We start from the raw sequence: 23977 nt of genomic DNA on the forward strand, positions 1-23977 counted from the left end.
TTGATTCACAACTATCTGAACTAAGGTTGTATAGTTTCGTGAAATAATGTTCAGCACCGGCGACAAAAGCATCAACCATGAGCTTCATATAAATACAAACCCAGTAAATTGAATAGCTGTTAAAGCTTAATCATATTGATCAGGAAAACATCATTTTCCCTGATCTGAAGTTTCTTTGAAAACTTTCCTGAAGTCCCTACTGTGATATCCTCTTTCAGAATTGCAGCACCATTATTCTGCCTTTTAAGCGAATCAACCTGGGCTCTGCTAAGCTGATCCGGTTTATTAAACGAAAGATAGCTGGTGTAAGGATCATTTACTTTATACCCTGTTTGGTAAACCTCTAACCTGTATTTTCCACCGGGCATGCCGGCTATAACCAATTCAACGTCTCCTTTTGACTTAGCGGGCAGATCACGGATGTAATAAGATTGGTTATTAACAGAATCGGGTAAGGTATAAGTATAATCCCATAGCAGCACCTGAACGTCACCTTTTTTATTTTTACAGGCCCAGGATGAACTGTCCTGGTTAGCTATCTCGGTTTCACCCAATTTATTTAAAAAGGAATAAGCAAAAAAGGCCGGCTTCTTTATTCCCTGCGTGTTTAGCAAACCAAACCCGCCGTGAAAGGGCGTAAACCTTGGCCCTGCCTCTTCAAAAATGTCGGTAAAAGTCCAATACGACATGGAGTTGGCGGCAGCCCCTGTTTGTTTAAGCTTTTCAAGTATGTATGCCGCCTCGTGATAACTATCATGTATCGGATCGGCAGGGGTATATGATGAGCTCCATTCTGTGTAATGTAGTTCGAGGTCGGGAATTGCAGATTCTTTTATTTGTTTGCGTGAATTCCATACGTCGCCGCTAACGCTTTCTTTATTTTTAGCAAGTACAGTGCCGGTTGAACCATATTCATCTAAAAAGCCCTGATTAACGCCGTAGGCATGTGTGCTGACAAAATCAATCGGCACCGAATTTTTGCTACAGAAATTTATCATTTCCGGTACCCACGCTGCTCCTGCTGTAGCAGGGCCGCCAACTTTATAGGCCTGGTTTACACTTTTAATGGCTTGTGCGCTATAATGATAAAGCTTGAAGTAGTCATCCTGAGAACCTGTCCAAAAGCCATCTTTCAGGTTGGGTTCATTCCAAACTTCAAAATACCATGTCTTAACCTCATCAGTTCCATAGCGTTCGGTAAAATGCTGAGTGAGGTTCCTGATCAAGCCTTCCCATTTCTTATAGTCTTTGGGCGGTGTTACATTCCCTCTCCACCAAAAAATGGTTTTATTACCACTTGCCAGCGCACCGGGCATAAACCCTAATTCTACAAAAGGCTTCATGCCGATACTCAAAATATAATCGTACAGGGCATCAACATATTGATAGTTATATTCCGGGTTTCCATTCCTGTCCTCGCGGTAAACAGCCATATCATCTGTAAGCAGGCCGTGCATCCTGATATATTTGAAACCGCATTCATTTCGTACAACGGCCAATTGTTGCTGCCAATCAGCCCTCAAACCCTCATTTGCACGCCCCGCCCCCACACATTCTTTAAACGAGGTATTAAAACTTCCCTTTTCTTTTTTAAAATCAAGGCTGATTATCCTTTTTGCCTTAGGCGTTTTATTTAGATTGTTATTTTGGGCAAAAACATTGCTAAAAAGCAGGCTACCTAAAATAATCGGTAAAATTTTCTTTTTCATATTGAGCATTGAATACTCCCTATACCAGGAGACAATTGATAATTAGATTTTTATTCCGGATTTAATCGGTTAACAAGTGATTTAAAGGTTAAAATTTCAGTATTACTTTTTCCCCTTCATATTTTACCTGCTGCACGTCGTTCAATTCAAATTGCAGCGGAACGGCTTTATCCTTGTTAACCCATATTACGTTAAACTTTCTGCTGCTTATCATATTGGCAAAACTTCCTTTCCTGTCGCCAATGGTTAACGTTTTTTTTGCCTCATTATAAGTCAATTGTATCGTACTAAATGCGCCTTTTTCATAATTATAGTTGGTGCCCTCATCCTCATAAAGCGTAAATTCCGCATCCTTACCCATGTATACGTATAAGGTGACCGGATCGGCCGGTTTTTCACCGGTATATTGTATCTCAGGACCAAAAGGGATAATTGAACCTTCTTTTACATATACCGGGATGCGGTCATAAGGTGCATCTGCCGTTATGGTTTGCCCTCCGGCTGTGTATTTACCATCATATAAATTATACCAGCCGTTCCCCTTTGGTAAATAAACACCTCTGTTAGTGGCGTGATATTTATAAACCGGGTTAATGAGCAAAGCCGTTCCAAAAAGATACTCATCGGCTATATTTTTTACGTTTTCATCCTGCCCGTAATCCATTATTAAACCGCGCATCAGGGTATAATCACGATGGTATGCCATGCCTGCTAAACTGTAGATATAAGGCATTAAGCGATAGCGTAGCTTATCATAATAAAGCATACTCTGGTAAGCAGGATGGTTTTCGGGAGCTACGTTATAAATTTCGCGGTACGGAAACTGGCCATGCACTCTAAATAAAGGTACAAATGAACCAAACTGGTACCAGCGTGTTATTTGCTCTCGCCATTCGGCCAAATCTTTTTCGTTTGGTTGCTCGTAGCGATGCTCTACCGCAAAACCACCAATATCCATAGTCCAGTAAGGTATACCCGACAAGGCAAAGTTGATCCCGGCCGGGATCTGGTTTTTCATATCGTCCCAACGGGCAGCAATGTCGCCGCTCCAGGTAGCTGTTGCATAGCGCTGCAAGCCTGGATAAGCTGAACGGGTTAGCAGGAATACACGCGTATTTGGATTGGTTCCGCGTTGCCCCTCATAAATACCTTTTGCATTTTGCAGCGGGAAAGCATTAAAATATTGTGTTGACGACCCCAAATAAGTGGGATTCATAAAATCTTTGCGGCTTTGTACATTCAGGTTCGAAGTTACATCCGGCTCTGAAGCATCCATCCACCATGAATCCACTCCTTTGGTATACAGTTTTTCATTCATCAGCCTCCAGAAAGCCTCCCTTGCTTTTGGATTGAAAGTATCATAGAACGTAGAAAAGTACCCCTTACCTACCCAATCCCGTTGGCGGTTTGCTATATTACGCTTATACAGCCAGCCATTTTTATCAAAGTATTTATAATTTTCAATTCCTTCATAAAATTTAGGCCATACAGAAATCATAAAGTGAGTGTGGTACTGATCGTGTAGTGTGCTGATCATTCCTACAGGATTCGGGAACCGGTTTTCGTCAAACTCCTGGCTGCCCCATTGGTCTTCTTTCCAGTATGACCAGTCCTGAACAATGTTATCCAGCGGTATTTTCCTGTCGCGGAATTCCTTTACAGTATTCAGTACATCATCCTGGGTTTTATAGCGCTCACGGCTTTGCCATAAACCCATTGCCCACTGTGGCAAAATCACAGCTTTACCCGTAATGATGCGATATCCGCTGATAACGTCGTCAGCATTTTTTCCATATACAAAATAGTAATTGAGCTCATTGCCCGATTCTGAGTCGAATGCGTATTTATTTTGCCGCTCCTGGCTTAGTGGACTTAACCACTTTAATGCGATGAATGATTCATCTGCATCGGGTAGCCATTCAATTTTAATGGGGTATTTTTTATTTTTAATCAGATCGACATTTAATACCGCGGTACCCGGGTTCCAGCCCTGCCTCCAGCGATCGGCCAGTAATTTACCATCTATCCATATTTTTACATAACCTGCATATTTGAGCCAAAACTGATGGCTGCCGGTGTATGCTGATGATATGGAGCCCGTCCAGCTCACTTTTCCTTCTCCCAATTTATAATCCTTGGGGAAATTCTTCATATCCTCCAAAAAAGAATAATCGATGTTTGATTCCGGACGCTGCACAAAAACAGCAGTAGAATCTGTCTTTTTAACATAGGTAGCAGTTAGCCAGCCTTAACTCCCATCTGCGGCAAATAGCTTCAACCCCGAAATAGACTGATAATCGCGGATATCGCCAAATTTAGTTAGAGAGTAATTATCCCACAGGATACCATAATTTTTACTTGAAACCAGGAATGGTACAGCTACCTCTGTATTGTTCTGGAACAATTCCAGATGCTGGTTTTTAAAGTTTACGATCCCATTTTGATGCTGACCTAAACCATAAATGGCTTCATCGGCCGGGCTATTAAAGCTTTGAACAATATGATATGAGCTTTCACCATTATTTGATACAGGAAGAAATGTCCGGTCGGCGCTTTCACCTAAAATAAGCTTATTTGCCTTATCGGTAAAGCTCACCGTACCCTGAGGCAACAAAACATGTGTAATGACCGATGATGTTGAAAGCAATAACTGATTACCTTTTTGAACAACACTCCAGGAAACAGGAGATTTGGCACCGTCAATTGCCATTAAGCTTTTACTTGTTGAAAAGGAGCTTTCGGGAGTTGCCGTTACATGAATAATTTTATCAGAAATAACCTGCAACCTGAGCAGGCCGGCATCCTGCGCTGATTTTTTAGGCAGTTTAACAATAATTCCGTCGGTTACTTTTTTATAAACATTCTGGGCAACAGCAGGCGTAAATGAAGCAGCTGAAAAAAAAGTACAAGTACACAGTAGTATACGCTTTAGCATAGTATTAATTAAATAGGTTATAATATTGGTTACACCAATAAACAGGTCCATAATAGCACAAGACGATTACAAAATCTTCTCGTTTTTCGATGGGGCTAAAGGTAAAAGTGGTTACACAATCGATTGTTTACAAATAGGGCCACAAATGTTAATTAACCATTTTTAGTCGATTAACATTTGGATAGCTTCCATAAGAATGAGATAAACAAGCAGACTTCTTTACATATCCCTCAATAACTTAATGTTAAACCAAACGGCTAAGTGACCGAGGCCTTTGATGTGTTTCTATAAAGCTGTTTAAGTTTGATGACAAACATAGGAGACGCATAATTGCGTCTCGCGTATACAAGTCAAGGTAGTTAAACCTCTTGCAAAGCGGCTTTTCCTGTGGAAGACGCAATTATGCGTCTCTGCATAAAAAAACTGTCAAGTTTAAACAGTTCCAATGATGGCATTACAGTTTATTAAAAGACATTGACAACGCCAACCGTATCCTGCGTACTATATTATGTTGCTTTATAAATGATAAGTGTTTCCACACTACTTCATAATAAATTAATTGTCTTTCATGGCAAATCTCTACCAATAAAGTGCCCAATTACTCAAGTTAATCTTGAATTCCTGCTCCTTTTTTAACCCATTTTGTTAATCATTTTGGCTTGTTTTCGTCTGAATTCCAACAAACAATCAGTTTAAAATACTGAAAATCAACACATTAACCAAGATTAACATTTGTATCCCTATTTGTAAACAATCGATTGCGACGAGCCCTCTAATTTTATCTTCTATAAAGCGGCATTTGTTCTATGTCACTGCCGCCTGTCTGATACCAACACAATGGTTAAGACGAGATAACCAATTTTAATAGTAACCTAATTTAAACTAAGCATTATGCTCAAACGCGTACTTATAAGCACCTGTGCTATTCGCACGGTAGATCGTTAAAATCACACTTCAGGAATCATTATAAATATTTCATTCGCAGTCAGGCTATGCTTGTATTGCATGCGAATTTTAAAAGCATGCATGCGTGATGAACTTGCTTCAAGATGTCATCGATTCCCATCAACAGCTTTAGTGTGAAACATAGCGTAGGTGTATCAAAGCCAAAAACTTAATAAACAAACCAATTAACCAAACAATTATGAACCCCAATTAACATGGAAAAAGATTTACGAAAAAGATTAAGACATGTATTACTCCTGTTTACAGCTTTGCTGCTGTTAAACCTCACAGGTTTCGCACAAAGCGTTAAAATTACAGGTAGAATTACCGGCGCGGACAATAACCAGCCGCTGCCAGGCGTAACCATTAAAGTAAAGGATTCGCCAATAGGCACGCTGTCTGGAGCGGATGGCAGTTACACCATCAATGCCAAAAATGGTGACATCCTGATTTTTAGTTTTATAAGCTATAATTCGCAGCAAATATACGTGGGCTCATCTACGGTTATTAATGTAGCCCTCAAACCTTCAACCAGCGACCTAAACGAAGTTGTTGTAATTGGTTACGGCACACGGAAAAGAAATGATCTTACCGGCGCGATATCGTCGGTGACAGCTGCAGACATTTTAAAAGCGCAACCAACCACATTTGATCAAGCCTTGCAAGGAAGGGTAGCAGGTGTAGTTGTGCAACAGGTGTCGGGCCAGCCTGGTGGTGATGTTAACGTTCAAATCCGTGGTTTAGGCGGCTTTACAGGCGCACCTCCGCTTTATGTAATTGATGGTGTACAGATCCCGCCGAATGGACAATCGGCCATTCCGGGCAATGGCACTAACCCGTTATCCAGCATCAACCCATCAGATATTGCTTCGATAGATGTGTTAAAAGATGCTTCGGCTACGGCCATTTACGGTTCGCAAGCATCTAACGGCGTAATTATTATCACCACTAAAAAAGGGTCTGCAGGTCCCCCGCTTATCAGTTATGACGGCTATCAGGGTTGGCAAAAATTGCCTAAATATTATGACGTAATGGATTTAAGACAGTACGCCACCTTCATGAATGAGAAATCGGCGATTATCGGTTATGACCTGCGGCCGCAATATGCAAATCCGCAATATCTTGGACCGGGTACCAACTGGCAAAAAGCGCTTTTCCGTACAGCTCCAATGCAAAACCACAATTTATCCATCAGCGGCGGCGATAATAGAACAAAATACTATATATCAGGAACTTATTTTTCACAAACAGGTATAGCACTGGGTTCGGATTTTAAACGTACTTCGGTTAAAGCAAATATTGATAATAAAACCACCGATTGGTTAAAGGTTGGCATCAACTTGAATATGGCGCATGTAGCCGAAAATGTTACCACTTCCAATACAGGTGTGATCTTGCAGGCGCTTAACCAAACGCCCGATGTGGCTGTAAAAAACCCTGACGGCACATGGGGAGGTAATGATCCTAATATTTATGGTGCCGTGGGCACTAACCCCTTTGCAATAGCAACAATTGTTAAAGATTTTAAAAGCCGCTACCAACTATTTAGCAATGCTTACGCAGAAATTCAATTTACAAGGGATTTAACCCTGCGTAACGAGGTAGCCGGGAACTTCGATTTTGCAACTGAGGATTACTTTAACCCAAGCTATGTTATGGGTGCTTATACCAAGAGCAATAATAGCGGTACGGCTTCAAGCGCACAAAATTTTTATAACTCAATTTCAAATTATTTAACCTATCAGCATACGTTTGCAAAAAAATATTGGGTAAACGTAGTTGCCGGCCATGAAGCCCAATTACTTAAAAATAGCGGCATATCGGCTACACGAACCAATTTTGCAAGTAATAACGTACAAACAATCAGCAGCGGTGACGCAACAACTGCAACTAATACGGGTGTTAAAGGACAGGGCGCTTTAGAAGCCTATTTTGGCAGGGCTAACTTTACTTATGACGACCGCTATTTGTTAACTGCAACCGTACGTCATGACGGTTCATCGAAATTTGCTGAAGCCAACCGGTGGAATACTACCTACTCCGGCGCGCTTGCCTGGAAAGTTAACCACGAAAGCTTTCTTAAAAATGTAAAAGCTATCAATGATCTTAAGCTTAGGCTCGGCTACGGATTGGTAAACAACCAAAATATTGCTGAATATGCTTATGGTTCAACGCTAAGCACAATATCCACCGGTTTATCGGGTAATTCGCAAATAACTACAACAACCGGAAACCCGAACATCAAGTGGGAAACTACAAAATCATATAACGTTGGTTTAGATGCGACTGTGTTAAACGGAAGGATCAGCTTAACCGGCGATGTTTATTACCGCAAAACCAATAACCTTTTGCTTAGTCTTACCCTACCGTATTATTCAGGCACATTTGCTGCCGGCGGATATTCACCCGGCGCGGTGCAGGCCCCATATGTAAACGTTGGCGCAGTGAGCAATAAGGGCTTTGAGTTTTCACTTAACACACAAAATATCCGGTCAAAAAACTTCAACTGGAACACCAACATCAACTTTACCAGAAATATCAATAAAGTACTTGCTTTGGTTGACGGCACCCCTGCTATATACGGAACAGTTTCCAAAACAGTTGTTGGCCGCTCAATCGGCGAATTTTATGGTTACCAGGTACTGGGCATTTATAAAAACGCCGCCGATTTTGCAAAATACCCGGCATTGTCTCAAAATGGTAGCGGCCCTATACCTATAACGCCTGGCTCAGGTGGTGTTTGGGTAGGTGATGTTATTTTTAAAGATATCAATGGTGATGGCAAAATTGACGCCAGCGACCAAACCTTTTTGGGCTCGCCTATGCCTAAATTTCAATTTGGTATCAATAATAGTTTCAACTATAAAAACTTCGACCTGAATATTTTTATGGCCGGCAATTATGGTAATAAAGTTTATAACCAGTTAAAGGTTAACGGCGATAACCCGAATCAAAACTTTGGCTATTTCCCGTCTGTGTTCAACTATGCAAAAATCGGATTGATTGACCCGGCTGGTTCAAGCTCAGATATTAATAACGTATACATTACAAACCCATCTACAAATATTGTCCGTATTAGCCAGGCCAGCGGTAACGATAACCAGCGCTTCTCTGACAAATACATAGAAAACGGCTCATTTTTAAAGTGTAAAAGCATCGCTTTAGGATATAGTTTTTCAAATAACCTTTTAAATAAGATCAAATTAAGATCATTAAGGGTATATGTCAACGTAACCAATGTGTTCACCATTACCAAATATACCGGCTACGATCCTGAGATTGGTTCATGGAACCCATTAGCAGCAGGTATAGATAATGGATATTACGCCCAGCCGCGTGTTTACACATTTGGCCTCAATTTATCCCTAAACAATTAAAATCAAGATTTATGAAACGTATCAAAATAAATATAGCACTGCTGGTTATCGGTATAATTATGATAAGCAGCTGCAAAAAAGATTACCTCACCCGCCCCCCTTTAACCGGTATCACTACCGATAACTTTTACAAAAGCGGTTCGGATTTAAGATTGGCTACGGCTACACTTTACGCGCAGCCCTGGGCTACCTGGAACAACTTCCCATTGCTTGGTATGGGAGATATCATGAGCGGCAACATGTTACAGCCATATAATGGCGACCTTGTTCAGCTCACTACCTTTTCCATCACGCCACAAAACGGAACATTAACATCGGCATGGCAAAGTTTTTACAATGTTATAGGACATTGTAATATCAATCTTAAAGCTATTAATACCAAAATGCCGGATAGTGTATCTGTAAAAAGTAAAACAGGCGCCATTGGCGAAATCAGATTTATCCGTGCTACTTCTTACCTTTATCTTGCCCAATTATGGGGCGCTGTGCCGATTATAGAAGATAATGACAAACTGATTGCCAATCCATTGGTACCTCGCCATAAGCTTGAGGATGTATATAAGTTTATTATTAACGATTTAAGATACGCGGTTGCTAATTTGCCCCGAACTGATCAGCCTGGCCGTGTTACAACCTGGTCGGCACAGGGTATGCTGGCAAAAGTTTATTTAAGCAGGGCCGGTTTAAACCAAAAGGGCTCACGCAATCAATCTGATCTGGACAGCGCCGCGTACTATGCCGGCAATGTTTGCAAAACCAGCGGTTTATCTCTTTTGCCAAATTACTATAATCTTTTCCGGACACAGTATAATGATAATTCTGAATCATTATTTGCCTATCAATGGGCACCCGGAGTAGGTTACGGACAAGGTAATGCCATACAAGCCCAATTTGCACCAAGCGGCAGCCTTGTTACCGGCGGCGGTGGCTGGGGCGGAGCAATTGGCCCAACAATAGATCTTGCAAACCAATATACTACCCAGGACTCCGTACGCCGCAAAGCTACATTTATGCTTACCGGTGATAAGTATCCTGAGCTTAACGCGGCAGGCGGCGGCTACACGGCAACCGGTGTAAACGTTAAAAAACACGTAGTTGGCACCGCGGCAGATAATAATTCGCCCACGATGGACCTTTGGTCATCTATTGAGCATAATGCTGTATTACGCCTTGCAGATGTATATTTAATTTATGCCGAAGCATTATTAGGCAATAATGCATCTACTACCAACGCTGATGCGTTGATGTACTTCAACCAGGTACGCAGCAGGGCAGGTGTTGATGTTGTTACCCAGCTTACTCCTGATATCATCATGAAGGAAAGACGGATTGAGCTGGCGTTTGAAGGCCAGTACTGGTTTGATTTGGTGCGCCTTTCTTATTACGACCCTAACAAGGCAATCTCGATAATTAGTAAGCAAATAACACCTACAAAAGATGCAGTGCCGTATATCCCCCGTTCGCAATTTAGCTATGATCCTGCTACGGGAGTTAAAACAGCGTCAGCCAATAGCCTGATTATAACGCCGCCAAGCATTAATACGTTCACGCTGCCTATACCGGCAAATGAGCAAACGGCGGATCCTAAGTTGTTGGAGGCCCCTGTACCGTATTATTAATTGCAATCAGAATCGTTTAGATAATTCTTAAAATCATGAAAAAATTAAATTATTATATCAAAAGCTGCCTGCTGCTTGCCGTGCTTGCTGCAGTGGTTTTTATGCAGTCTGGCTGCAAAAAGGATGATTCGTCATCATCAAAGGGTACCCCGGTAATTACCTCTATTCGCAATTATGTTGCCCATCCCGGCGATTCACTCTTAAGCAGCGTGGGTACAGGCCAATGGATAGTTATTTCGGGTAAGAACTTAAAAGGTGCGCTTGCTATCAATTTTGATGGTGTAAAAGGATCTTTCAATGATGCCTGGTTTTCCGATACAAGCGCTATCGCGCTGATTCCGGCTGTTATTGCGTTCCCGACCGTACCTTCAGATAAACTGAATACCATACAGTACATTACCAACCATGGCCAAACCACGTTTTCGTTCCCTATAGTCGCCCCTGCCCCCACAATTTCAGGCGTTTCCAACGAGGAGGCCAATCCGGGCGATTCGGTTAGGATCAACGGGCTTAGCTTTTTCTTTGTTAAAAGTGTAGTTTACGGCGGAATTAATATTACCAGCTTTAAATCGTCAAATGACGGTACCAGCATCGCCCTTGCTGTGCCTGCGGGCATCGCGCAAACCGGAGGTATTGTAAGTATTGAAACAAAATCAGGTAAAGCTGCTACCGTTTATTCGGTGCATAATTTCGTAAACGGAGTACTGAATAATTACGATAATATAAACAATTTTTCGTGGGGATCGAATACTTCCAATAGTTCTGCCAGCTATCCCGGCAACACAGGTTATTACGGTATTATGAACGCGTCAAATGTTCCTGCCGGTGACTGGTCATGGTGGAATGGCGGCCGCTCAATTAATATAAATTCGGCACAATGGGTACCTCAAGCTAATTTAAAAGACACCTTGAGCCATTATGCTGTTAAGTTTGAGATATCAGCTACCAAGCCATGGACAAACGGCTCAATCCAAATTTTGAAAGATTACGGTAGTTATGCAGCTCTTTATCGCCCATGGAAAACGGCTTCGGGCGCAACCGCCGCATTTACAACTAAGGGTTGGCAAACGGTTACGATTCCGTTTACAAGCTTTGTTGATAATAAAGGCTTCCCTGCCACAAGTCTTACGGATTTTCTTGGTTCAACCGGTGCAGGCGGCATTGAATTCCAATTTATTAATGATGGCTCAAGTACCGTCCAAAATTTCGAGGCCGCTATTGATAATATCAGGGTAGTAAGAATTAAATAAGCGAGAGAGTTAGTTGATTATAAGTGAATGCGCGGGGGCCCTAACAGGTCCCGGCATTTTTTAACCAAAACTCATAAGTGCAAAAAAAACCGCAATCAGCGCAATTCCGCAAAGAATTTAACTGCTCATAATAAAAGCAGCGGTTATCACAAAAAGTAAAAGTTAGTTGAATATAAGGTGGATGCCTGGGGCTGTAAACCGGCCCCGGCATTTTTTAACAACGACGAGCCAACAGTACTATACACAATAACCTGTGCTGCCTACATCACATGATTATATATCGTAGTTTTTCAAATACGTACCTAACCCAAATCCATATCGCATGCAAAAACAAACAAAAAGTTTATTACCAAGCATTTAAAAAATGAAAAAAACATTTTTCTTAAAACCAGTATTTTTAATAACGGCTGTATTGATATCCTTTCTCTCGTGTAAAAAAACGAATAATGCACCGCCGGAACTTACGGTAAACCAAACAGCAATAACTTTTACACCCGAAGGTGGCACACAGGATTTCTCTATTTCCTGCAATGCAACATGGAATATTGTTAATCCAGGCTCTTCCTGGCTGCAGTTAAGCACTACCTCGGGCAATAGCGGCAGTATCGTTATTCATATCAAAACGTTATCAGAAAACGGTACAGGATCAACCCGTTCAAGTACCTTAACCATAAACTCATCAAACGGACAGGCGAGAACGTTAAAAGTATCTCAAACGGCTAATCTCTTTCCTGATTACAATACTTCGCCAATCGCTCCGGATGCAACCGGCATGAGCAGCAACGCAGTTCAGCTTGCCGCGAAGATAAAATTGGGATGGAATATTGGTAATACACTGGAAGCCTCGGGCGGTGAAACAGGTTGGGGCAACCCGCTGATCACTGAAGATTATGTAAAATTTGTAAAACAGCAGGGGTTTAATGCCATACGCCTTCCCTGTGCCTGGAACATGGGGCATTTAAGTAACCCGGCAACCGCGCAAATAGATCCAAACTGGATAAAAAGGGTAAAGGAAGTTGTAGGGTATTGCGTAAATAATGATATGTATGTGTTGCTGAACATACACTGGGATGGCGGCTGGCTTGAAAATAATATTACCCAGGCCAAACAAGATTCTGTTAACGCTAAGCAAAAGGCATTATGGGAACAAATTGCAACGGCCATGCGCGATTTTGACGAACATTTGATGTTTGCCAGCGCCAATGAGCCTGCAGCAGATGATGCCGCAACAACCGCAATACTTTCTACCTATCATCAAACCTTTATTAATGCGGTTAGATCAACCGGTGGTAGAAACGCTTACCGTGTATTGGTACTGCAGGGGCCATCTACTAATATGGAGAAAACAAGCGATTTTATGACCACTCTTCCGCATGATCAGGCTACAGCCAAACTGATGGTTGAAGTGCATTACTACTCACCATTTCAATTCTGCTGCCTGCTTGACAATGATGCAAGCTGGGGTAAAATGTTCTATTATTGGGGCACAGGGCACCACTCGGCTATCGAACCTGAGCGAAACGCCACCTGGGGCGAAGAAGCCGATGTTGACGCCTCATTCAACCTGATGAAGACGAAATTCATTGACAAGGGAATTCCTGTCCTTTTAGGTGAATATGGTGCATACAGGCGCGACAACACAGCGCATGTCCCTTTAGATTTGCCAACACACGAAAGTTCGGTAGACTATTGGATCACTTATGTTACAAAGCAAGCTACAACGATAGGTATGCTGCCATTTTTCTGGGATACAGGCGGCGCGCTTGACAGAAGAAATTATACTGTAAAGGATCAGCGTACAATAACCGCTATCAAACAAGGAGCAAATTAAAAAAATGCCCGGGACTTCAACTGCTCCCGGGCATTTTTACGTTTACAAGTTAACTTGGCGTCCTCAATCTCATCAGCGCCGGATTCAATAGCTGTTTAACTTTTTAGCCAAATTAAAGATCAGCAAGACTCAGCATTGGCGGTAGGTTCAATTACTTTTTCCATCTTTAGCTGGATTTCTTAAATTACAGATCTTCATTGATTGACAGATGATCCGGTTTGATTTTTATAAAAATAAATATGGTAAAGAATTGCTCATTGATTGCTTTAATGTGGCCGAAATAGCCCATCGAAGTTTATCATTGCAAGAGCTCCACGCAACTTCCTTTTATGAGATGTTTTTCTTTAAGGAAGTAGCCGGCCACATTTTACTGGAAGATATCAAACTGGAACTTGCCGGACCGGTAGCTTTACTCTTACCCCCTGCCCAACCGCGGCAATGGCACTTACAGGGCTCCGCCGAAGGTATGGTTATAATATTTGAAGGGGAGTTTATGGAAGCTTTTCTTAAAGATAATTATTTTCTGAACCGGCTTTATTACTTTGGCAACTATGAAGCTTCAGCCACTTTACCCTTAAAAGAAGAAGAAACAAATATATTGCTTGAGTTATCGAAAAACATTAAAAATGAAATTGATCTGCTTGCCACTGATAGTTATCACTTATTGAGGGCATATCTTTACCAACTGCTTATCTTGGTTAACAGAAGCTATACAGATCATTACCAATTAAAGGGAAACCTTTATCGAAACATTGAAATTTTAAAATTCAGAGAATCATTGAGGCAGAATATCCGGATGAAGCAAACGGTTAAACAATATGCAGATTTGCTTGGCATTAACCGAAACCGCCTTAATCATTTATGCCAGGAAACCTTTGGAAAAAATGCGCTGGCAATAATCCATGATGAACTGCTGAAATCCTGCAAAAGCGATTTATTAACCACCGGCAAAACCATTTCGGAAATCAGTTATGAACATAACTTTTCCGCGCCATCTAACTTTGTTCGCTTTTTTAAATCATTAACCAAACAATCCCCGGCCAGTTATCGCCAGGAATATGCAAATTGATAACAACTAAAGCATACTGATAGTATTGCCGGTTTTCGCGGTTTTAGTTTTGCATCGTAATATTTAACTCAATAAAACGATGACAAATCAACTTCCAAAAGCAACCAGCTACATAGTAAAAGGCAAAGGCGATGTAAGGGTTCACACGCTGGTGTCTCCGGCACCAATGTTTGCCAACGCAACACATATTATCGAACTGCCTGAAGAATTAATTCTGGTGGATGGACAGTTTTTCGCTCAATATGGCCAGGAATTTCGTGCATTAGCCGACAGTCTTCAAAAGCCTATAACCCGTTTTTATATAACGCATGACCATCCCGATCACTACCTGGGCATGGGCGACGCATTTGCGGACGTACAAGTTTACGCGTTGCCGGAAATTATAGAATCGCTGTTAAAAAACGGCCCGCATGAATTACAGCAAAAACAACAACAAATGGGCAGCCTGATTGCCGGTAAGCTCGCGCTTCCCACAGAAGCTGTTGAGCTGGGAGAAGAAATCATAGGCGGAACCAGGTTCGTTTTTGAACGTGTTTTAAATACCGAATCGCCAAGCGCATTGGTTATCAAGCTTCCTGAGTTAGGAATTGTAATTGCCCAGGACATTCTCTACCACAATGCCCATGCCTTTATTACAGGGCCTGTTAATGGCTGGAAAACAGCATTGAAGGAACTAACGGCAATTGAGGGATATGATATCTTTTTACCGGGGCACGGTACGCCTGCCGACAAAGCTGCCATTGACAATGCGCTGATCTATCTTGACAAAAGCAGCAAAATCTTCTCCGAAGCAAACAACGCAGAAGACTACAAGCAATCCCTGTTAGCTGCATACCCTTCCTACGCTGCTGCAAAGCTGATAGATATTTATAGCCCAATCCTTTTTGGCAGCCAGGAACATTAAAACAAATACCAAAATTGCAGGCAACACTCTTCAAAAAAAGTCAGTCCCTCTGCTTAAACGGGAGGGCCTGACTTTTGATTTATTCATCTTAAGCAGATTTTAGTCAGCGAGATCAATCCTAAAACCTGATACCTTCCAGTCTGGCAAGTTTACAGGCTTTTTGATAACAAGCGCATCTGCTTCCTGCTGCCACTGTATCTTTTCTTTACTGCCCAAGAGTTTCACGGAGCGTATTTTTTTTGTATTTACTGTTGATGATTTACCCAGCGACTTAATTCGAATATCCGCGGTCGGTATGTCAAGCAGAAATGCGTATAACTTGTTGCCATTACTTGTGAAGCGGATATCTTCGGACGTGTATTTCATCCGGTCTTCATTAAAGTTGTCGGTTTTAACTTTTACTGCATTCCCCGGGCGTTCTCCAAATATTTTCCATGGACGTGATCCGTAAATCCCTTCACCATTGGCGGCAGTCCACTTACCTATCTCATCAAGCGTATTTAACATATCGGGCTCCAAATCCCCTTCAGGTGTTTGCACAATATTAATTAACAGGTTTCCATTTTTACTTACTATATCTACCAGCATCCGTATGATATCGGTACCGCTTTTGTAGGTTTGGCCGGTGCGGTAAAACCAGTCGCCTATAGAAGTATCTGTTTGCCATGGGTAAGGGCTGATGGAATCCTGAACACCCCGTTCAAGATCCTCTACCCACATACCCTGCGAAGGTTGCTTACAGTTATACACAGCGGTGAACTGCCCATTGTTGTAGGCCATATTTCCGTTGTAAAAATTGGCTAACATGTCCCTGCCAATATCTCCAAACGGGAACCCACCATCTGAGTAAAGCAGGTCGGGGTGATAAGTATCTACCAGTTCTTTAATAGACTTATACCAGGTTCGCTGCCATTCAGTATCCGTAGTATACCAGCCGCGGTCATCTGCTTTTGCTTTAGGATGGTATAGGTCAGCATAAGCTGGATCGTTCGCATCATATGGAACGCCTTTGTAAGCGCCGGATGTATCGGCATTATGTGCCGGTTGGTACCAGGTATAGCTTGCTCCCAAATGCTCGGAAACGCCGAACTTAAGGCCATTCTTTTTAGCCTCTTTTTGCCAAATGCCAACTACATCTTTATGAGGCCCCATTTGTACAGCATTCCACCGGTGCAGAGAAGAGTTCCATAAAAAGAAATTATCATGATGGGTGCCCATGCTAACAAAGTATTTTGCCCCGGCCTTTTTATATAGCGCCATCAATTTTGCAGGATCCCATTTTTCAGCCTTCCATAAAGGTATGATATCCTTATAACCAAACTTTGACGGGTGCCCGTAATGTGCAACGTGATATTTATTTTGTTCGCTGCCCTGAATGTACATGTTACGGGCATACCAATCACCCTGGCGTGGTACGGCCTGCGGCCCCCAATGCGCCCAAATGCCAAATTTGGCATCTCTGAACCACGCAGGATATTGGTAGTGTTTAAAAGAACTATCAGAAGGCTTGAAGGGGCCGTTATTAATGGATAGTTCTTGTCCGTGCAGCATTAACGTCATCCCGGACAGGACGAAGCTAAGTGCGAAAATCTTTCTAAGGTTAGTTATCATTTTTTCAGGTATTTATATTTAATTGGAAAATCTATCGCAGTTCAATAAACTCGGGCTCATAGGGCGCAAGTGAAAAGTTTCCGGCATAATCTTTATCAAACAATATACTTTTAGATGCATGTTTAGGGTCGATAGTCTGCGGGTTGCCGGTTAAATTTAAATAAAGTATATGCTTGTTATCAATAAATCTCGCCATAACCCCTTCCGGCACTTCAGGGCCTTGCATAAGTGAAAGCGGTTCTTTTAAACTATCAACCAAATTTTCAATCAACGCAGATTTAGCGGGAAGCCCCACATATATAGCGGTCCCCTTGCCATATTTGTTAGTAGTTATAGCCGGGTAGCTTTTATCTAAACTGGTTATATTGCCAAGCACTTTTGCACCCTGCGGATAAATGACATCGAAACGGGTTGATTCAGTTTTAATGTTCTTAGAACCGAAACTAACCTCTATATCCTTGTTTTGGAAGTGTTTTGCCGAGATCTCGTTAAAATTCTCGGTTTCTTCATACCCTGAAACACGGATGCCGAAAACATCGCTTAACAAACCCGGATGAGTTGTAGAAAAAACCTTTCCTGTTTCATTTGTAACCGCCGAATTGGCCGTCATGATGACGGTACCGCCGTTATAAATAAATTCCCTGATCTTTTTAGCGGTTGCTGAGTCCATAACCGTAACGCCAGGGATTACCAGTAATTTATAGTTTAATGAGCTTTTGGTAATTTCAACCACCCGTATATCTATGTTCTTTCTAAAAAAAACATTAAAACATTCGGCTAACTGTGCATCATGCTTCTCAGGGAATGCGTTGCTTGCTATTTGACTTGGGAAAGAAAATGCTAAACCAACATCTGCCTTAACTTTATAAGGAAAAAACTTTTCAATTTTCTTAAACTCGGAAGCTATTTGCTTGTATTCGTCATACTTCCTGTTTACTCCGCCATCCCAGTCCATCATGCCTTCCAGGTATTGCTCCTCTCCACTTGGCATACTTTGCCAGGTCCAGCCGCAAACCATTTGGTTGCCGTACATCAGTGATGCATAAGCGGATTTCCTGATGGAATTTGGAACGGCTGTCATTGTGGTAAACTCCGTGCACCAAAAAGGGTTTGTACTTTCAAACTGGATCCTGGCGATTCCAAATGTGGCATCCATCAATCCATAATTATTTACCAACGAGTTTCCCGGGTAGAAGCCGCAGCCTTCACGGGTCATTTTTCCTGAATAGGCAATTTGCGAATAATCGAAATAACGCTTATCGCTGTAGTACCAAGCGTTTGTATTCACAAATGCTTTGGGAGCATTGGTATTGACTTTATCAATCACTTTTATCAGAAATTCGTTGATCTCATCTGATTCAAACCGGCGGAAATCCAACACTCTTTCAGGCGGTCCGCTGATATTGCCAGATGCAGGTAGGCCAACCTCATCAAACTCATTAATTTTTCGCGACCAACGCTGACCAGCCCATGCAATATTCAACTGCGCTGTGGTTTTATACTTTTGTTTCAACCATTCAATAAACCGTAACCTCGCCTGCTCCGAATAAGATATCGGCCCGTCTCCCGACTCGTTATCGATACCAAAAGCAAGCAAGGCAGGATGGTTACCATATCTCTTTGAAAGTGCATTGGCATATCTTATAGCATACTTTTGATAATCAGGATCCCCGATATCTTCCATATAACGGTGGTTAGGATATAACCTGTTGCCCGAAGGATCGGTGACGTTTATGGAAGAAAATTTATGCTGCAACCAGATCGGGGCCGGACGAATGGCGATATCTAAAATTACTTTAATACCGGCTTTATCCATCAAGTCCATTAGTGTATCGAACCATTTGAAATCAAAGTTCCCCTCGGAAGGCTCGTAGCTATCCCAGGCCAAATGCCCCATCCTTACAACCCTGAAGCCCGCGTTCTTCATCAGTTGGATATCACTTTTCCATTTTTCTATATTCTTATCATCATGTGGGTGATAATTAGTTCCTACAAACAACCGCTGGGCATTTAACCTGAAGCTAATTAACAACAGGATGGTAATAATCGAAATATAGTTCGTTTTTTTCATGTCTGATTTATCGTTCAGGTTCTGCTTTTTAGTTTCTATACTTAACTATTCACAAGCATTAATTCCCAATTGCTTTAATAGCTAAAGTTGCTTCAGAGAGATCTACCGAAGTAACTGTAAGTTTAATATCACCGGCATTATGGGTGCTCCTGATAACAATCATGGCCTGCCCGTGCCATGCTTTGCGTGAGTTGCCTGTATATGGGTCCGTATCTTTAATGTCTGCATTGTCAACACCTGCTATTATGCCCGGCCCCTCAATATTAAAATTCAAACGATTTGCAGCATTCGGCTGAATTACGCCATCCTTATCCGTTACCTCAATTCTTACATAAGATAGATCCTGCCCGTTAGCCAGTATTTCTTTACGATCGGCAATTAGTTTGATCTTTGCGGCCTGGTCGGAAGTTTGCAAAACAGCCGTTTCTGTTTCCTTATCATTTTCGACGGCGACTGCCTTTAGGTTTCCAGAAACATACGGCACTGAGAAAGTAGCTTTATATTCCTGATTTTCTGTTGTGGACTTTTCACCGAGAAGTTTACCATTGAGGTACAGCCTCACTTTGGGATATTTTGAATATACCTCTACGTCAATATTCTTCCCCTCAAAACCTGGCCAGGTCCAGCTTTCCCAGGTAGGCCATACCGACCACCAGGTTTCTTTGATTTCCAATGGCTCCGGTTTGGGTTCGCGGACAGCCATATATAGCTTCTCTTTATTATTGTACAGCAGGCTCCTGTAATGTGATATCGGCTTCCTCCATCCGGTTAAATCTATATCTCCGCAATATGCACCATGCCAGGGGAAAAAATCATTTTCCCAATGCTCTCCGGGCACATCGCCCGAATAATACCAACGGCCAATCCCCGATTCGCCTAAATAATCTATCGCCGTCCATACAAAATCACCTATGATGTAATTGTTGTTTTGTACCAGTTTCCAGTTGGCGAAAGCATCGCGCGGATATGATTCTGTCTGAAAAATAACGCGGGAAGGAACCCTTTCATGATCAGCAGGCGCACTTTTCAGTTGATAATTATAACCGCAAACATCATGAACCGCCATAAGCGAATCCAACGATTCCCAGTCGTTACCCCATTTTACAATTGCCGATGTTACAGGCCTTGTGCTGTCAATGTTTTTAACAGTGCCCGCAAGCATTTTAGCGGTCACAACAGCCTCTGGCTTATTTCGCTCAACCACCTCATTACCGATACTCCACATAAAAATTGATGGATGGTTCCTGTCGCGCAGCACCATTGTTTCCAGATCAAGTTTAGACCATTTATCAAAATATACCGAATAATCGTGCTTGTTTTTACCGATTCTCCAGCCATCAAAAGCCTCATCAATAACTAATAAACCCAACCTGTCACAAGCGTCTAAAAAGGCCTCGGAAGGGGGATTATGAGATGTTCTTACTGCGTTAAACCCGGCAGCTTTTAACAACTCCACCTTACGCTCTTCTGCCCTGTCAAAAGCGGCGGCTCCCAGGCAGCCATTATCATGATGTGCACACCCACCGCTTATCTTGACAGTTTTACCGTTGAGCTGGAAGCCACGTTCGGCTGTAAACTTTAAGGAACGAATACCGAATGTGGTTTTCATTTCATCTGCGAGCTCATTACCTTTCGACACCTGGATCTGTGCCTGGTATAAATTGGGGGTTTCCGGTGTCCACAACAGGGGATTTGATACTTTTATAGTTTGTGTTATTTCCTTTTCGCTATAAGCCGGTAATGTTAACCTCATCATGTTATTCCCCGCATCTTTAAAACGCCCGGATAGCAGCCGGGTGTTTACGGCAATACTTTGTGAAAAGGCCGTTTCGTTTTTTATCGTAGCCTTAACCTGTACAGAGGCCTGTTTTGAAGATACCTGAGGCGTTGTAACCGCAACTCCCCAATCGGCTATGTGTAAAGGATTGGCAATATTCATCCAAACATGGCGGTAAATCCCCGAGCCACTGTACCACCTGCTGTTTATTTGTTGTGAATTATCTACACGAACAGCTATCACGTTTTCTTTACTAAAATCCAGGTAAGGTGACAGATCATACCTAAATGAAGAATAACCATAAGGACGGACTCCGAGTGATTTCCCGTTGATAAACACCTCTGAATTCATGTAGACGCCTTCAAAATAAATGGAAACGCTTTTTCCTTTCCATGCAGGCATGGCATTAAACGTTTTCCTATACCAGCCAATGCCTGCTGGAAAATAACCGCCTGCACCACCTGTTGGGTTTTTAGGGTTTATCTTTCCTTCGATGCTCCAGTCATGTGGCAAGTCAAGACTACGCCAGTCTGTATCGCTAAAATTTTTCAATTTAGCCAAAGAATCATCGCCCAGCTTAAATTTCCAATTGTAATCAAACAGTTGTTTTCGTTCAATACCACCCGGCGTTTGTGCGAAACTTACCATACCGCCGGTCAAGGACAGGATGACTATGATTATTGCTTTCATAAAAATGAAATGTTTAACAAGGTTATTTAACTACAATTTTTGTTGTATGAATAATATTACGGGATGAATTACCTAGCTCAAGAATGTAGTCGCCGGTTTCAGCATTCCATCCCTTCTTTGATTCATCATAAAACGCAAGGTCGGCAACTTTTACCTGCATTTCTACCGTCTTTGATTCACCGGGTTTTAAAAATATCTTTTCAAAAGCTTTAAGCTCTTTTTCTGGACGCAAAACCGAACAAACAGGGTCATTTACATACAATTGTACAACTTCGGCGCCTGATTTGTTGCCTGTATTCTTGATCGTAAAAATCGCATGGATTGTTTCATCCTTTTTATAGCTTGATTTATCTGTGGAAAGTTTGCTGATAGAAAAATCAGTATAGGAAAGACCATAGCCGAAAGGGAATTGAGGCTCTATTTTTTTAGTATCATACCAGCGATATCCAACCAATACACCTTCTTTATAGTCAGCCGTAAGGCCCTCACCAGGATATGTATCCAGGTTAAATGCAGGCGAATCATGTAACGAGACAGGGAAAGTAAACGGCAGCTTGCCCGAAGGATTGATAACTCCCTTTAATACATCGGCCAACGCATTCCCCGCTTCCGATCCGTTAAACCATGACCACACGATAGTGTGATTTGATTTTTTAATTTCACCCAGATCATACGGTGCGCCGGCCATAATGACAATAATAGTGTTAGGGTTAACGGCGCTCACCGCATTAACCAGGGCCTGTTCGCCAAAAGGAAGCTCCAGGGTCTTGCGATCATGGCCCTCGCTCTCATATTCACGGTTTGAGCCTACACACAAAATGGCAACATCGCTGGTTTTTGCAAGCGCTACGGCCTCATCAATCAGGTTCTGATCAGGTTTGTCGTAGCCACGGTTTTGTTCGTCAGTTTTACTTGCCATGTAATTTGCCCTGTAACCCTGCGCAAAACTAATATTGGCGGTTTTACCGAATCTTGATTTTATACCCTCCAGCGCGGTAACCTCATATTTAGCCTTTACACCCGCACCATAACCTCCCAAAGCAAATGTACGTGTGGCATTATCGCCTATAACAGCGATGCTTTTAATTGCACTTGTTTTTAAAGGCAATAGATGGTTGTCGTTTTTTAGCAGAACGATAGATTCCGATGCAATTTCGTACGCGGCTTTGGCGTGTTCAGGCGTGGCTATAGATCCTTTAGGATGATTGGCACTCATGGAGGTATGATACATTAACCATAAAATCCTGCTCACTTTATCGTCAATAGTTTTTACAGAAACCTGGCCTGCTTTAACAGCTGCCAACAAAGGTTTGGCAAAATACCACTGATCATACGGCCCGCTTGATCCCATTTCAATGTCAAGGCCGCTGTTTGCAGCAGCAACCGTATGGTGCGTCCCGGCCCAGTCAGACATGACCACACCTTTAAAGCCCCATTCATTTTTTAATACCTTGTTTAATAAAAAATCATTCTCTGAACACCAGTAACCGTTCAACTTATTGTAGGCCGACATAACCGTGTAAGCATTCCCCTGCTGTACCGCCGCTTTAAATGCCGGGAAATAAATTTCGCGTAAAGCTCTTTCATCAACTAAAGTATTTACGCTATCACGGTTAAGCTCCTGGTTATTTGCGGCAAAATGTTTTATACAGGCTGCTACATGCTGGCTTTGAATCCCTTTTACGGATTGAATAGCCAATTGGCTGTTTAGATATGGATCTTCAGAGTAATATTCATACGTACGACCGCAAAGGGGCATCCTGCAGATGTTAAAGGCTGGCGCAAGCATTATAATCTTTTTACGGGCGTTCGCTTCCTCCCCTATCACTACCCCATATTTATTAGCCATTAAGGGGTTCCATGTAGCCGCTATTGCCGAACCATTGGGCAAAAAAGTAGCGGAGTCAGTTGTCCAGTTAGCCGAAGCCCAGTCAAAACGTTTTATTTCTTCGCGCACACCTAAAGGCCCGTCATCGCATGTGAGTTCAGGAATGCTCAAACGGGGTACACCTGCCGAAGAAAACAAGGCATTTCCATGCAGCATTGCTATCTTCTCCTCAAGTGTCATTTTACTGATGATACCGTTGATCTTAGCTTTAAGGGCCGCCTCGTCTTTACTTTGTGCCGAAACTTTACCGAACAAAAAAAGCGCTATAATACAGGCAATTGTATATTTCATAAATATTATT

The 23977-nt window shown here is 42.2% G+C and carries 13 protein-coding genes and 1 pseudogene; 6 read left to right on the forward strand and 8 right to left on the reverse strand.

From position 1 onward, the window contains the following. Positions 1-119: 119 nt before the first annotated feature. The 4 genes and pseudogenes from ACEN9X_RS28380 to ACEN9X_RS28395 all read right to left on the reverse strand — a co-directional run bounded on the left by ACEN9X_RS28380 (position 120) and on the right by ACEN9X_RS28395 (position 4644). A complete protein-coding gene (locus ACEN9X_RS28380; protein WP_413668343.1) occupies positions 120-1709 on the reverse strand; it encodes a GH39 family glycosyl hydrolase in 1590 nt (529 codons plus the stop codon). An 88-nt stretch (positions 1710-1797) separates the two neighbouring features. Then, on the reverse strand, positions 1798-2442 hold the full coding sequence (locus tag ACEN9X_RS28385) for a DUF5110 domain-containing protein (protein ID WP_413671166.1): 645 nt from the start codon (positions 2440-2442) through the stop codon (positions 1798-1800). Next, a pseudogene (locus ACEN9X_RS28390) lies at positions 2434-3936 on the reverse strand (TIM-barrel domain-containing protein); the annotation flags it as partial. The gene ACEN9X_RS28385 and the pseudogene ACEN9X_RS28390, both read right to left, overlap by 9 nt. 21 nt (positions 3937-3957) lie before the next feature. Then, the gene (locus ACEN9X_RS28395) at positions 3958-4644 is read right to left on the reverse strand and encodes a hypothetical protein (protein WP_413668344.1); all 687 of its coding nucleotides are present in this window, start codon (positions 4642-4644) and stop codon (positions 3958-3960) included. A gap of 1160 nt (positions 4645-5804) precedes the next feature. On the opposite strand from ACEN9X_RS28395, the gene ACEN9X_RS28400 reads away from it, so the two are divergent. The 6 genes from ACEN9X_RS28400 to ACEN9X_RS28425 all read left to right on the forward strand — a co-directional run bounded on the left by ACEN9X_RS28400 (position 5805) and on the right by ACEN9X_RS28425 (position 15639). Further along, a complete protein-coding gene (locus tag ACEN9X_RS28400; protein WP_413668345.1) occupies positions 5805-8966 on the forward strand; it encodes a SusC/RagA family TonB-linked outer membrane protein in 3162 nt (1053 codons plus the stop codon). Between the two features lie 11 nt (positions 8967-8977). Then, on the forward strand, positions 8978-10585 hold the full coding sequence (locus ACEN9X_RS28405) for a RagB/SusD family nutrient uptake outer membrane protein (protein ID WP_413668346.1): 1608 nt from the start codon (positions 8978-8980) through the stop codon (positions 10583-10585). 35 nt (positions 10586-10620) lie between these two features. After that, positions 10621-11835 (forward strand): glycan-binding surface protein, encoded by a 1215-nt coding sequence (locus ACEN9X_RS28410; protein WP_413668347.1) that lies wholly within the window; start codon positions 10621-10623, stop codon positions 11833-11835. Between the two features lie 364 nt (positions 11836-12199). Continuing rightward, entirely contained in the window at positions 12200-13666 is a 1467-nt protein-coding gene (locus tag ACEN9X_RS28415; protein WP_413668348.1) for a cellulase family glycosylhydrolase, read from the forward strand. A 208-nt stretch (positions 13667-13874) separates the two neighbouring features. Beyond that, positions 13875-14735 (forward strand): helix-turn-helix domain-containing protein, encoded by an 861-nt coding sequence (locus tag ACEN9X_RS28420; RefSeq protein ID WP_413668349.1) that lies wholly within the window; start codon positions 13875-13877, stop codon positions 14733-14735. A 79-nt stretch (positions 14736-14814) separates the two neighbouring features. Continuing rightward, on the forward strand, positions 14815-15639 hold the full coding sequence (locus tag ACEN9X_RS28425; protein WP_413668350.1) for an MBL fold metallo-hydrolase: 825 nt from the start codon (positions 14815-14817) through the stop codon (positions 15637-15639). Between the two features lie 99 nt (positions 15640-15738). Here ACEN9X_RS28425 and ACEN9X_RS28430 read toward each other — a convergent pair whose 3' ends face one another. From ACEN9X_RS28430 to ACEN9X_RS28445, 4 genes are read right to left on the reverse strand one after another with little or no spacing between them, the layout of a single operon-like run. Next, complete coding sequence (locus ACEN9X_RS28430) at positions 15739-17250, reverse strand: alpha-L-fucosidase (protein ID WP_413668351.1); 1512 nt, start codon at positions 17248-17250, stop codon at positions 15739-15741. 31 nt (positions 17251-17281) lie between these two features. Next, on the reverse strand, positions 17282-19321 hold the full coding sequence (locus tag ACEN9X_RS28435; RefSeq protein WP_413668352.1) for a beta-galactosidase: 2040 nt from the start codon (positions 19319-19321) through the stop codon (positions 17282-17284). A gap of 58 nt (positions 19322-19379) precedes the next feature. Further along, positions 19380-21788 (reverse strand): glycoside hydrolase family 2 TIM barrel-domain containing protein, encoded by a 2409-nt coding sequence (locus ACEN9X_RS28440; protein ID WP_413668353.1) that lies wholly within the window; start codon positions 21786-21788, stop codon positions 19380-19382. A gap of 22 nt (positions 21789-21810) precedes the next feature. Beyond that, a complete protein-coding gene (locus ACEN9X_RS28445; RefSeq protein WP_413668354.1) occupies positions 21811-23967 on the reverse strand; it encodes a glycoside hydrolase family 3 C-terminal domain-containing protein in 2157 nt (718 codons plus the stop codon). Positions 23968-23977 lie beyond the last annotated feature (10 nt).

Origin of the sequence: Mucilaginibacter sp. Mucisp86 (assembly GCF_047324315.1) — a bacterium.
Classification (GTDB): domain Bacteria; phylum Bacteroidota; class Bacteroidia; order Sphingobacteriales; family Sphingobacteriaceae; genus Mucilaginibacter.